This window comes from Sphingobium sp. L-44, assembly GCF_056859495.1.
Map to the genome: position 1 here is coordinate 42,382 of NZ_JBSXOQ010000083.1, position 12,306 is coordinate 54,687.

General features: G+C 65.5%; 13 protein-coding genes and 1 tRNA gene. 4 read left to right on the forward strand and 10 right to left on the reverse strand.

Translation table 11 applies throughout. From position 1 onward, the window contains the following. Nucleotides 1–498: 498 nt before the first annotated feature. The 4 genes from crtY to AC13EK_RS10485 are packed head-to-tail and all read left to right on the forward strand — an operon-like array spanning nt 499 to nt 4,749. The gene (gene crtY / locus AC13EK_RS10470; RefSeq protein ID WP_069336552.1) at nt 499–1,647 is read left to right on the forward strand and encodes a lycopene beta-cyclase CrtY; all 1,149 of its coding nucleotides are present in this window, start codon (nt 499–501) and stop codon (nt 1,645–1,647) included. After that, nucleotides 1,647–3,128 carry a phytoene desaturase gene (locus AC13EK_RS10475; protein WP_069336551.1) on the forward strand — a complete coding sequence of 494 codons (1,482 nt, stop codon included), beginning with the start codon at nt 1,647–1,649 and terminating at the stop codon, nt 3,126–3,128. The genes crtY and AC13EK_RS10475 overlap by 1 nt, the downstream gene beginning before the upstream one ends. Before the next feature lie 31 nt (nt 3,129–3,159). Further along, nucleotides 3,160–3,741, forward strand: coding sequence for an LOG family protein (locus AC13EK_RS10480; protein WP_069336550.1), 582 nt, complete (start codon nt 3,160–3,162; stop codon nt 3,739–3,741). A gap of 54 nt (nt 3,742–3,795) precedes the next feature. Then, entirely contained in the window at nt 3,796–4,749 is a 954-nt protein-coding gene (locus AC13EK_RS10485; RefSeq protein ID WP_069336549.1) for a phytoene/squalene synthase family protein, read from the forward strand. 160 nt (nt 4,750–4,909) lie between these two features. Here the strand turns inward: AC13EK_RS10485 and AC13EK_RS10490 are convergent, their stop codons facing one another. The 10 genes from AC13EK_RS10490 to AC13EK_RS10535 all read right to left on the reverse strand — a co-directional run bounded on the left by AC13EK_RS10490 (nt 4,910) and on the right by AC13EK_RS10535 (nt 12,170). Continuing rightward, the gene (locus AC13EK_RS10490) at nt 4,910–5,089 is read right to left on the reverse strand and encodes a hypothetical protein (RefSeq protein ID WP_063140774.1); all 180 of its coding nucleotides are present in this window, start codon (nt 5,087–5,089) and stop codon (nt 4,910–4,912) included. A 268-nt stretch (nt 5,090–5,357) separates the two neighbouring features. After that, on the reverse strand, nt 5,358–6,704 hold the full coding sequence (locus tag AC13EK_RS10495) for an ammonium transporter (protein ID WP_277788073.1): 1,347 nt from the start codon (nt 6,702–6,704) through the stop codon (nt 5,358–5,360). 13 nt (nt 6,705–6,717) lie between these two features. Continuing rightward, nucleotides 6,718–7,056, reverse strand: a complete 339-nt coding sequence (locus AC13EK_RS10500; protein ID WP_004209785.1) for a P-II family nitrogen regulator — start codon at nt 7,054–7,056, stop codon at nt 6,718–6,720. A gap of 156 nt (nt 7,057–7,212) precedes the next feature. Next, complete coding sequence (locus AC13EK_RS10505; protein WP_069337530.1) at nt 7,213–7,788, reverse strand: DUF924 family protein; 576 nt, start codon at nt 7,786–7,788, stop codon at nt 7,213–7,215. Between the two features lie 87 nt (nt 7,789–7,875). Further along, on the reverse strand, nt 7,876–9,318 hold the full coding sequence (gene tldD / locus AC13EK_RS10510) for a metalloprotease TldD (RefSeq protein WP_069337531.1): 1,443 nt from the start codon (nt 9,316–9,318) through the stop codon (nt 7,876–7,878). A gap of 44 nt (nt 9,319–9,362) precedes the next feature. Further along, nucleotides 9,363–9,590, reverse strand: a complete 228-nt coding sequence (locus AC13EK_RS10515) for a zinc-finger domain-containing protein (protein WP_010336946.1) — start codon at nt 9,588–9,590, stop codon at nt 9,363–9,365. A gap of 54 nt (nt 9,591–9,644) precedes the next feature. Beyond that, a complete protein-coding gene (locus tag AC13EK_RS10520) occupies nt 9,645–9,824 on the reverse strand; it encodes a hypothetical protein (RefSeq protein ID WP_069337532.1) in 180 nt (59 codons plus the stop codon). A 140-nt stretch (nt 9,825–9,964) separates the two neighbouring features. Further along, nucleotides 9,965–10,040, reverse strand: a tRNA-Val gene (locus AC13EK_RS10525). 68 nt (nt 10,041–10,108) lie between these two features. Then, entirely contained in the window at nt 10,109–11,098 is a 990-nt protein-coding gene (locus AC13EK_RS10530; protein ID WP_069337533.1) for a helix-turn-helix domain-containing protein, read from the reverse strand. A 220-nt stretch (nt 11,099–11,318) separates the two neighbouring features. Next, a complete protein-coding gene (locus tag AC13EK_RS10535) occupies nt 11,319–12,170 on the reverse strand; it encodes a D-amino-acid transaminase (protein WP_069337534.1) in 852 nt (283 codons plus the stop codon). Between the last annotated feature and the right edge of the window lie 136 nt (nt 12,171–12,306).

Genomic DNA, 12,306 nt, shown 5'->3' on the forward strand with positions numbered 1-12,306 from the left:
AACGACACTTGCGCGCCGGTCGGGCGACAGCGGCTTGGCGGCGAGGGCTGGAAAGTGGAGCGGGTGTCCATCGCCCACGGTAGATCAGAGAAAGGCCGAGTAGGAAAGCGGGATGCCGGGTCAAGCCCGGCATGACGGACGGGGGGATGGCAACTGATGACCATAAGCCACCCTCACCATCATCGTCACCCTGAACTTGTTTCAGGGTCCATTCCTCCCATAAGACCAATAGTTTGTGGGGCCTGATGGATGCTGAAACAAGTTCAGCATGACGTCGGTGGGATGGCCGCAACCTACCCAAATCAGTCATCCCAGCGTAGGCTGGGATTTCTATTTTCTTTGAGAATGGGGGGCAAGAAATAGTGGGATGTCGTTGAGAGTCACGTGCCTCGCAACAACCTTCGCTGGCATGACGGGATAGGGGACCGCCTGTTCTCCACCCATCCCTGCCTGCCCGTCCCGCTTTGCCTTTGGCGTTGGCGTCGCTAACAGGAGTGAGTGGCTGATCTGGAATGCGATCTTGCGATTATCGGCGGGGGCCTTGCCGGCGGGCTGATCGCGCTTGCCTTTGCCGAGCGGCGGCCGGGTACGCGCATCCTGTTGATCGAGCAGGCCGATCATGTCGGCGGCAATCATATCTGGTCCTTCTTCGATGGGGATGTCGATGCGCGCGACCGCTGGCTGGTCGATCCGCTGGTCAGCAGCCGCTGGTCGCAGGGTCATGAAGTGCGCTTTCCCGGCTATCGGCGGCTGCTCAACACCCCCTATAACAGCATCGCCTCCCCCCGTTTCGACGCGCATGTGCGGGCGGCGCTGGGCGATCGCCTGCTGACCGGCGCGCAGGTGGCGACGATCGGCCGGCAATTTCTGGTGCTGGAGGACGGGCGGCGGATCAGCGCGCCTGCGATGATCGATGCGCGGGGCGCGGGCGACCTGTCGGCGCTGCGCTGTGGCTGGCAGAAATTCGTCGGGCAGACGCTGCGACTGGCACAGCCGCATGGGATCGCGCGGCCGGTGATCATGGACGCGACGGTGGCGCAGATCGACGGCTATCGCTTCGTCTATCTGCTGCCGCGCGACGCCCGGACGATCTTTGTCGAGGATACTTATTATAGCGACGGGCCGGCGCTGGACGAGGCAGGGATCGCTGAGCGGATCGCCGCCTATGCGCAGGCGCAGGGCTGGCAGGTGGAAGAGGTTATCCACAGCGAGAGCGGGGTGCTGCCGGTGGTGCATGGCGGCGATTTCGACGGTTACTGGCCGGCCGATGACCCGGTTGCGCGGGCCGGGGTGAAGGCCGGGCTGTTCCAGCCGATGACCGGCTATTCGCTGCCCGATGCGGTACGATTCGCGACCTGGCTGGTGGAGCAGCCGCTGAAGGGCCTGCCGGTGGCGACGCGGACCTATGCTGCGGCGCACTGGAAGAAGGGACTTTATTATCGGCTGCTTGGCCGGATGCTCTTCGGCGCTGCGGTGCCGGACCAGCGCTGGCGCATCTTTGCCCGCTTCTATCGGCTGCGGCCGGGGCTGATCCAGCGCTTCTATGCCGGTCGATCGACCATAGCCGATCGCATCCGCATCTTGTGCGGGCGTCCCCCGGTGCGCATAAGGGATGCCATGCACGCATTGCTGAACCCACCCGCCTGATGGAGCGGAAAGCGATTGTCATTGGCGCGGGCTTTGGCGGCCTGGCGCTGGCCATCCGTCTGCAGTCGGCCGGGGTGACAACCACCCTGATCGAGGCGCGCGACCGCCCCGGTGGCCGCGCCTATATGTGGGAGAAGGACGGCTTCACCTTCGACGCGGGGCCGACGGTCATCACCGATCCGGCCTGCCTGGCCGAATTGTGGCGCCTGTCGGGGAACGACATGGCGCAGGATGTCAGCCTGGTGCCGGTGTCGCCCTTCTACCGGCTCAACTGGCGCGACGGCACCAATTTCGACTATTCCAACGACGAGGTGGCGCTGCGCGCGCAGATCGCCAAGCTCAATCCCGAGGATGTCGCGGGCTATGAGCGGTTCCTGGACTATGCCGACGGCGTCTATGAGGAGGGCTATCGCAAGCTCGGCTCGGTCGCCTTCCTCGACTTCGCCTCGATGGTGCGGGCGGGGCCGAGTCTTGCCAAATATCAGGCCTGGCGATCGGTCTATTCGATCGTGTCGAGCCATGTGAAGGACGAGAAGCTGCGCCAGGCGCTGTCCTTCCACAGCCTGCTGGTCGGCGGCAATCCGATGACCACCAGCGGCATCTATGCACTGATCCACAAGCTGGAGAAGGATGGCGGCGTGTGGTTCGCCAAGGGCGGGACCAACCGGCTGGTGCAGGGGATGGCGACCCATTTCGAGCGGCTGGGCGGGGTGCTGCGGCTGGGCGACGCGGTGGTCGAGATCGAGACCCATGGCGACCGGGCGGTGGCAGTGCGCACCGCGTCGGGCTGGCGCGGGGAGGCGGACGCGATCGCCAGCAATGGTGACCTGATGCACAGCTATCGCGATCTTCTGGGCCATCACCCGCGCGGGCAGAAGCAAGCGGAAAAGCTGCAACACAAGAAATGGTCGCCCAGCCTGTTCGTGCTGCATTTCGGCATCAAGGGCAGCTGGCCGGGCATTCCCCACCATATGATCCTGTTCGGCCCGCGCTATGAGGGGCTGCTGACCGATATCTACAGCCATGGCGTGCTGCCGGCGGATTTCTCGCTCTATCTGCATCACCCGACCGTCACCGATCCGTCGATGGCGCCGGAGGGCTATTCGACTTTCTATGCGCTCGCCCCGGTGCCGCACATGGGCAAGCTGCCGATCGACTGGGATCGCTTCGCGCCGGCCTATGCCGAGCGCATCCTGGACGAGATCCAGCATCGGCTGATCCCCGACATACGCTCGCGCATCGTGACCCAGTTCCATTATGCGCCGAGCGACTTCGGCCGCGACCTCAATGCCCATCTGGGCAGCGGTTTCAGTCTGGAGCCGCTCTTGACCCAGAGCGCCTGGTTCCGCGCCCATAATCGCGATGATGTCATTCCCAACCTTTATCTGGTAGGGGCCGGCACCCATCCCGGCGCGGGCATCCCCGGCGTGGTGGGCAGCGCCAAGGCGACCGCGGCGCTGATGCTGCAGGACATGGCTTGAGGAGCGCGCGGCGCTTCGGGACTGGAAGATGATGAAAAGACTGGCTGTTTATTGTGGTTCGGCGACGCCGGCCGACCTCACCTATATCGACGCGGCGCGCCATGTCGGCCGCACCTTGGCACAGCGCGGAATCGGCGTCGTCTATGGCGGCGGGCGGCTGGGCCTGATGGGCGCGGTGGCGGATGCGGCGCTGGAAGCGGGCGGCGAGGTGATCGGCGTGATCCCCGAGGCGCTGGTCGGCGCCGAAGTCGCGCATGGCGGCTGCACCGAACTGCACGTCGTCCAGACCATGCACCAGCGCAAGCAGCTCTTCACCGACCTGTCGGACGGCTTCGTCACGATTCCGGGCGGCGTCGGCACGATGGACGAGCTGTGGGAAGCGATCAGCTGGGCGCAGCTGGGCTATCACAACAAGCCGGTCGGCCTGCTCAATGTCGCGGGCTTCTATGACCAGTTGATCGGCTTCAACCGGCAGATGGTGGAAGCCGGCTTCATCCGGCCGCAGCATGCCGGCATCATGATCCATGACGACAGCATCGAGGGGCTGCTGGACCAGATGGCCGCCTATCAGCCGCATGAGACGATCTTTGCGATGAAGGCCGCACGGCTCTGATCTGATCCTTCATGGTCGGGTGACATTGCCTGCCGGACAGGGCATGTCCCGACCATGGTTTCAGACAGTCTCGATCGCCCAGCCCTGGTCGCCCATGCCCGCGACAGCATCGCGCGGGGTTCCAAGAGCTTTGCCATGGCGTCGAAGCTGTTCGACCCGGTGACGCGCGAGCGGGCCTGGCTGCTCTATGCCTGGTGCCGCAAATGCGACGATATCGCCGATGGGCAGGACCATGGCGGGACGATGAGCGGCGTTACCGACGGGCAGGCGCGGCTGTCGACGCTGCGGGTGCTGACCGATGCGGCGCTGCGTGGCGAGCCGACCGGCGACCCGGCCTTTGACGGCTTTGGCGTCGTCATGCGCGAATGCGCGATCCCGCACCGCTATGCCCATGACCTGCTGGAGGGGTTTGCACTCGATGCGCGCGACTGGCGGCCGCGCAGCGAGGCCGACATGCTGCGCTATTGCTATCATGTCGCGGGCGCCGTGGGCTGCATGATGGCGGTGCTGATGGGGGTCGACCCGGAGGATGAGGCGACGCTGGACCGCGCCTGCGACCTGGGCATCGCGTTCCAGCTCGCCAATATCGCCCGCGACATCAGCGAGGATGAACTGGCCGACCGCTGCTACCTGCCGGTCGAATGGCTGGTGGAAATGGACATGCCACCCGGCGAGCATATGAAGCCCTGGCTGCGGCCGCAGCTGGCGATATTGGGGCAGCGGCTGGCCGACATGGCGGCCGCCTATGAGGATAGTGCGCGCCATGGCACCGGCGCGCTGCCAGCACGGGCGGCCTGGGCGGTGCTGGCGGCGGCGGGCATCTATGGCGACATTGCGCGCGAAGTGGCGCGGCGGGGCGAGCATGCCTGGGACCATCGCGTGGTGACGCCGGGGCGCGAAAAGCTGGGCTGGGTGATCCGCGCGGGACGGCAGGTGCCGGGCCGGGCGCGGCGCTGGCCGGCAGGGGCAGCGCGGTCTGCCAGGTTGTGGACGCGGCCGACTGTCTAACTTTGGGTGGTTTCCTGCCATTCCCCTCCCGCACGCGGGAGGGGTAGCGAGACTTGCGCGCGCAGCGCGTTAGTCGCAGCGGGGTGGGCTATCGCGACGTCCACCCCACCCCCTAACCCCCTCCCGCCTGCGGGAGGGGGACCATGTCCGCACTTGGTCGTTAGCGGATTGCCCGGTTTAACACCTTCCGACCGATCCATGACGCCGCGCCAAAGAGCGCCGAGGCCCAAGCGAAGAGCATCCCGGCCCCGAAGGCAAACCCTGAATACAATTCGTAACCGAACGGAACGGTCACGATGGCAGACAGAACCGCCCAGATCATGATCCATACGCCGAACATGGTTGCTCGGTGCGATTGCCTTTTCGATGTTCGCGGGCTGGGCATGTCGTTATGCTATGCGACAAAATCCAATGTCCGCAACTGGGATCGCAATCTGAACGCCGGAACGACTATCTTGGGTTGTACCCGGCCCATTGAACTCGACCCGTTGCCTGCCCTGTGGATAAAAATAGGGCCGGTACTTTCGTACCGACCCCAAGGCATGTTCGCAGGAGGAACCAGGTGAGGCGGGCGGCCCAGGCCCGTGGGATGGGCCGCCCTGCCAATCTCAGTAATTGTAGGCGCGCTCGCCATGTTCGCCGAGGTCGAGGCCTTCATATTCGACCTCCTGGCTGACCCGCAGGCCGGTAATTGCCTTGGCGATGAAGATGGCGATGGCGGTGCCGATCGAGGCCCAGATGATGGTCACGACGACCGCTTCGATCTGGACGAGCAGCTTGGCGCCGATTTCATAGTCCGCTGCGCCGGGGCCGCCGAGGGCCGGCGAGTAGACGATCGCGGTGCCGATGGCGCCGATCATGCCGCCGATGCCGTGGATGCCGAAGGCGTCCAGGCTGTCGTCATAGCCAAGCTTGGGCTTGAGCACGGTGACGGCATAGAAGCAGATGATCGAGGCAACGGCGCCCAGCACGATCGCACCGAACGGACCCGAGTTGCCGGCGGCCGGGGTGACCGCGACGAGGCCGGCGATGACGCCCGAGCAGAAGCCCAGGGCCGACGCCTTGTGGCCGTTGACGCGTTCAGCCAGCATCCAGAACAGGGCGCCCGATGCGGTGGCGACGAAGGTGTTGATCATCGCGAGGGCGGCCGAGCCATTGGCTTCGAGCGCCGAGCCGGCGTTGAAGCCGAACCAGCCGACCCACAGCAGGCCGGTGCCGACGGCGGTCAGCGTCAGGCTGTGCGGGGCCATCGGTTCCTTGGGGAAGCCGATGCGCTTGCCCAGGATGAGGCAGGCCACCAGCGCCGAGACGCCGGCGTTGATGTGAACGACGGTGCCGCCCGCGAAATCGAGCGCGCCGGCCTTGAAGAAATAGCCCGAAGCGGCCCAGACCATGTGCGCGATCGGGAAATAGACGATCGTCAGCCAGATGGCGGCGAACACCATCACGGCCGAGAATTTGATGCGTTCGACCACCGAACCCAGCACCAGCGCAACGGTGATCGCGGCGAAGGTCATCTGGAAGCAGACGAAGACATATTCCGGAATCTCGACGCCGGCGGTGAAGGTCGCGGCCTGCGAAGCGGGCGTGATGCCCTTCAGGAAGGCCTTGTCGAAGGTCGAGACGAAGTTGGAGAGGCCGCTGGTATAATCGGGACCGAAGGCCATCGAATAGCCGTACATGACCCAGATCAGCATGGCGAGGCAGGCGGCGGCGCCGATCTGCGTCATCACCGACAGCATGTTCTTGCTGCGGGCAAGACCGCCGTAGAACAGGGCGAGGCCGGGCAGGATCATCAGGAAGACGAGGATGGTGGAGGTCATCATCCAGGCAACGTCGCCCTTGTCCACGGTCGCGGCCGGCGCGGCCGCGTCCTGTGCCCAGGCGGGCAGCGCGGCGAACAGCGAGAGGCCGGTGGCCCCCAGCGCGCCGCAAATCTTCTTCGAAAAGGTCATCATTCCCCCCTTCTTACAGCGCGGTTTCGCCGGTCTCGCCGGTGCGGATGCGCACGGCCTGGCCGACATCGAGGACGAAGATCTTGCCATCGCCGATCGCGCCCGAATTGGCGGCGGCCTGCGTCGCTTCCACCACGCGCGGCGCGAGGTCGTCGTCGCAGACCACCTCGATCTTGATCTTGGGAACCATGTTGGTGGAATATTCGGCGCCGCGATAGATTTCGGTCTGGCCCTTCTGGCGACCAAAGCCCTTCACTTCGCTGACCGTCATACCGGCGATGCCAAGCGAGGAAAGAGCCTCGCGGACATCGTCAAGCTTGAACGGCTTGATGATAGCCATGACAAGTTTCATGTCGCCCCCTTATTTGGTGTGCGGCGACATACCAGCAAGAGGCGTGCCAATTTTCTAATGACGCATTAACGCGGGATTTCCACTAGGGGAGATTGTTGCGCCGCCGAAAAAATGTGCAGATGCACAGCCATGCCTAAAAAATAGGCATGTTCCCGCCTACCATTGCGATCCTTCGGCGACCGCTGCCGCTTCGGCGGGCAGGGTGGTGCGACCAAGGGCAGCGTTGCGATGGGGGAAACGGCCGAAGCGCGCGATGGTTGCATGATGCTGGCGGGCGAAATCGAGCGACCGGGCGTCGCCGGTCCCTTCGAACAGGGAGAGCGACAGTTCCTGATCGGCCAGATCCTCGCTGTGCTGGAAGGGCATGTAGAAGAAGAGCCGGCCCGCCCCGCCAATCTGGATGTCATAGCCCAGCGCGATGGCGCCGCGCGCCACCTCACGGGCGATCGGGTCGGTGGCAAAGGCCTGGGCCTGGCCGCGGAACATGTTGCGGGGCAATTGGTCGAACAGCAACACGGCGGCCAGCGCATCGTCGGCGCGGTCGAGGAAGCTTTCTGGCGGAAGCATCCGCTTCTCGCTCCACAACAGGGCGAAGCGGTCGATGCAATGCTGATCGAGCACCGGATCATGGCTGTACCAGCCTTCCTCGCCCACCTGGTTGAACCAGAAGTCGAGCAGGGCCGCCGCCCAGTCGGCGGTCACGGCGTCATGGCTGTCGGTCAGCATGTTCATACGCAAAATACGTATCGATCGTCGCCCGGTTCCTCGGCCCATGGCGGCGGCGGGTCGGGTGACCGCGCCGCCATGGAAGGAATGGGGTCAGGCGGCGGTGCCGCCGACGGTCAGCCCGTCCATCAACAGGGTCGGCTGGCCGACACCGGCCGGCACGCTCTGCCCACCCTTGCCGCACATGCCGATGCCTTCGTCGAGCGCCCAGTCATTGCCGATGCCGATCACCTTGGTCAGCGCGGTCGGGCCGTCGCCGATCAGGGTCGCGCCCTTGATCGGATCGCCGATCTTGCCATTTTCGACCTTATAGGCCTCGGTGCAGGAAAAGACGAACTTGCCCGAAACGATGTCGACCTGGCCGCCGCCGAAGCTCTTGGCGAAGATGCCCGACTTGACGCGCGACAGCAGCTCTTCCGGATTGTCCTGGCCACCCTTGATGAAGGTGTTGGTCATGCGCGGCATCGGCGCATGGGCATAGGATTCGCGGCGGCCATTGCCGGTCGGTGCGACGCCCATCAGCCGGGCGTTGAGGCGGTCCTGCATATAGCCCTTGAGGATGCCGTCCTCGATCAGGATATTTTCCTGGGTCGGCGTGCCTTCGTCGTCGATCGACAGCGAGCCGCGGCGATCGAGGATGCTGCCATCGTCGACCACGGTGACGCCCGGCGCGGCGACGCGCTGGCCGATGCGGCCGGAAAAGGCGCTGGTGCCCTTGCGGTTGAAATCGCCTTCCAGGCCATGGCCGATCGCTTCATGGACCAGCACGCCGGGCCAGCCGGGGCCGAGCAGCACGGTCATTTCGCCGGCGGGGGCGGCGACCGAACGGAGATTGACCTGGGCCTGGGCCAGCGCCTCGTCGATGGCGCGGTTCCAGATGCTGGGGTCCATCACCTGATCGTAGAGATAGCGGCCGCCAATGCCGAACACGCCGGTTTCGCGCCGGCCATTTTCCTCCAGGATGACCGAGACGTTGAGGCGAACGAGCGGGCGGATGTCGCTGGCGGTGAAACCGTCGGCGCGGACGATCTCGATCACCGACCAGCTGCCGGCGAGGCTGACCGAGACCTGGGCGACGCGCGGGTCGCGGGCACGGGCGGCGGCGTCGATCGCGGCGCACAGGGTCACCTTCTCGGCGAAGGGCACCAGCTCCAGCGGATTGGCGTCGGTATAGAGGTGGCGGTTGGTGCGCTGGGGCGGCGGGGCGGGCTGGCTCTTGGCTGGATCGAGCAGGGTCAGTGTCTGCGCTGCCTTGGCGATTGCCGCTTCGCTGAGGTCGTTGGCATGGGCAAAGCCGGTCATCTCGCCCGAGACGCCGCGCAGGCCGAAGCCCGCATCGGTCGAATAATCGGCGGTCTTGAGGCGGCCATCGTCAAAGCCGAAGCTCTCGCTGGCGCGATATTGGAGGTAGAGCTCGCCATCGTCGCAGGCCGCAAGCGCCTGCGCGGTCAGGCGGCGCGCGCCATCGGGATCGAGCAGGCCCAGACGATAGAGCAGGCCGCGGGCATCAGTGAATTGCGAAGCGAGATCGGTCATGCCGCCCGATATAGGCGCGGCATGACGGATGCCCAATGGAAATTTTAAAGGCTGGCGCCCGAAGCGATGTCCGGCTTGCTGCCGATCTCGGCATTGTCGGCGACGCCGCCGGCCAGCACGAAGCGGCGATCGCAATAGCCGCAATCGACATAGCCATGCTCGTCAATTTCCAGGAAGACGCGCGGATGGCCAAGGGCGGCGGGAATGTCACCCGAACCGTCGCAGGAGACGCGGGACTTGGTGACTCGGATGATTTCGGGCGGCTGGATCATGGGAGGCGGAATTAGCAGCGGTGACGCGCCGCCGCAATATCTGGCAGCGCGTGATTACATCAGCGGATAGCGGGGCTGGGTGCAACCGGCGTCGGCGGGGGGCTTTGCCGCGATCCTTGCGCTTGGGGTCTTGGGTTGCCAGTCGGCGCAATTGCCGACCGCCATCACCGCGAAGGGCGACAGCATCAGCAATATCGGCGCGACGGAGCCGCCAAGGAAGAAGCTGATCGGCATGGGCGGGAAGATGCCGGAACCATGCTTGCTGCAGGATGAATGTTACGGGTGCGGATCGGGGCTGGTTTGCGGGGGCCTCGCTGTCGCTCGGGAGTTTTGCGGGAAGCCGTCCCCCGGACGGGCTCTAAAGGCCGCAAAACTGGTGGGCGATGACGGGCTCGAACCGCCGACATTCTCGGTGTAAACGAGACGCTCTACCAACTGAGCTAATCGCCCCCATGGGGTGCGGGCGCTTCTAGGGGATTTTGGTCAGCGGTCAAGCGGCCTTTATCCGATGAGGCAGATCAGTGCGCGCGATAGCGATGGCTGGCGCCGAACCAGCGGATCAACTGGTCAGCCGCGTCGTCGGCGAGCGCGATGAAGATGCGGCGGCCGTCATGCGGATCGGCGCGGCGTTCGACCAGGGCCTTGTCCGTCAATGTGCGAATCCAGCGTAGCGCCGTGGTCGGCGGCACGGCGGAGGCGATGCAGAGGCTGGAGACCGAGACATGGGCCTGTTCCAGCCGGGCGGCGAGCAGGTCGAGCATCATGTCCCAGGCCGGATCGGCGAACAGGTCGCCAGGCAGGAAATCGGCACGCAGCCGGCGGGCGCGCAGCAGGTCGCGGACCTGGGCGGCGGTGACGGAGGCGGTTTCCGCCATGGTGGCCGCGCCGATCGTGGCCATGGCCGGCATGGCGGTATAGCCACCCTGGCGGTCGGCGATGCGCGCGGGCATGTCGAACGCGGGGAGCGTAGGGCGCGGCCGATCGGTCAGGGCCTCGATCGTGCGAGCAAGACGGCTGACTTCCTCGCTCAGCCGCTGCAGCCGGTTGCCGTCGCTTTCATGGGTGGCGTCATGCAGATTATGGGGCATAGCATCGCCGTGCGCGGCGGCGAGCAGGGCGGCGGCGATGTCGCCATTGTTGGGATTGCACAGCAACTGGGTCTGCGGGCTGCGCATGCAGGCATAGGCCATGTCGAGTGTCTCGATCCCGGCGAGCAGGACCACCGCCATGCGATTCTGAATCGCGATCGTCTCGACCTGGACGATCAGCCGTTCGAGCAGCGGATCAGGCTGGTGGCAGTGCAGCAGGACGACATCGCACCCGACCTGCATGTCGAGGCGGGCGGCGGCCTGATCGAGCGGCACGGTGCCGAGCAGGCGCAGGCCGGCGGCATGGGCCAGCATGGCGGCATCGTCGAACCATTCGTCATCGGCAACGATCAGCAGCCCACGCCGGTCATCCGGCGCGGCATAGGGGCTATCATGATCGGTCGAGAAGGGATCGGCCATCACCACGCAATCTCCCGTGCCTGTTATGTTCCGCAGCTTAGCCGCTTGCCCACCGGGCGCAGCCGGCGCTGACTCCATAATGGCGCAAATGCACGGGGCTGTCGTGATGGCCGTCACGCACCCACGATATCGGGGGGAATGCGGAAACGAAAAGGGCGCCGGCTGATGCGGGCGCCCTTTTCTGCCTATTCGATCCGAAATGGACTCATTTCGTCGCAGGTCAGACCGCGGTGCGGCGGGCGAAGTCGATATAGAGTTCGCGCAGCCGGGTCGCGACCGGGCCGGGGGTGCCGTCACCGACCGGCTGGCCGTCGATCCTGACGATCGAGAGGCAGAAGGTCGAGGCGCTGGTCATGAAGGCTTCCTTGGCGGCGAGCGCTTCGGCGAGGGTGAAGGGGCGGCGGATGACGGCGATGCCGCTTTCCTCGGCAAGGGCGGTCAGCGCCGCGCCGGTGCAGCCGGCCAGCACCGACTGGCTGTAGGGGCGGGTGACGATGCCTTCGTCGGTGACGATGAAGGCGGTGGAGGAGGCGCCTTCGGTGATGAAGCCATCCTCGATCATCCAGGCTTCCTGCGCGCCGGCTTCCTTGGCCGCCATCTTGGCCATGGCCTGGGCGAGCAGGCCCACGCTCTTGATGTCGCGCCGCGCCCAGCGCAGGTCGGCCATGGTGGCGACCGCGACGCCGGTCTTCGCGGCGGGCACGTCGAGGAAGGTCTTGTCCTGGACGAACATGAACAGGGTCGGCTGCAGGCCGGCCGGCGGGATGAAGTCGCGGGTGACATCGGCGCCGCGGGTGATCTGCAGATAGACCAGGCCCTCGCCAAGGCCGTTATGGGCGACCAGCGCCTTCTGCGCCGCCTCGATCTCGTCCAGGGTGAGCGGCAGGGCGATGCCGATTTCGCTGCAGGAGCGTTCCAGCCGGGCGAGATGGCTGGCGCTGTCGACCAGCCGGCCATCGATCACGGCCGCCACCTCATAAATGCCGTCGGCGAACAGGAAGCCGCGATCGAGCGGGGAGATGCGGACGTCTTCGAGCGGCAGAAACTGGCCGTTGAGATAGGCGACGGACATGGCGGCGGGCGATCCTTGATCTGGTGATTTACGCCGCCGCTTTTGCCGCCGCGGCGGCCGGGGTCAAGGCAGCGAAATAGGATTTGCGGCGCTTAACTTCGCATATTTCCCGCACATTGTGACATTATCTTGCGCT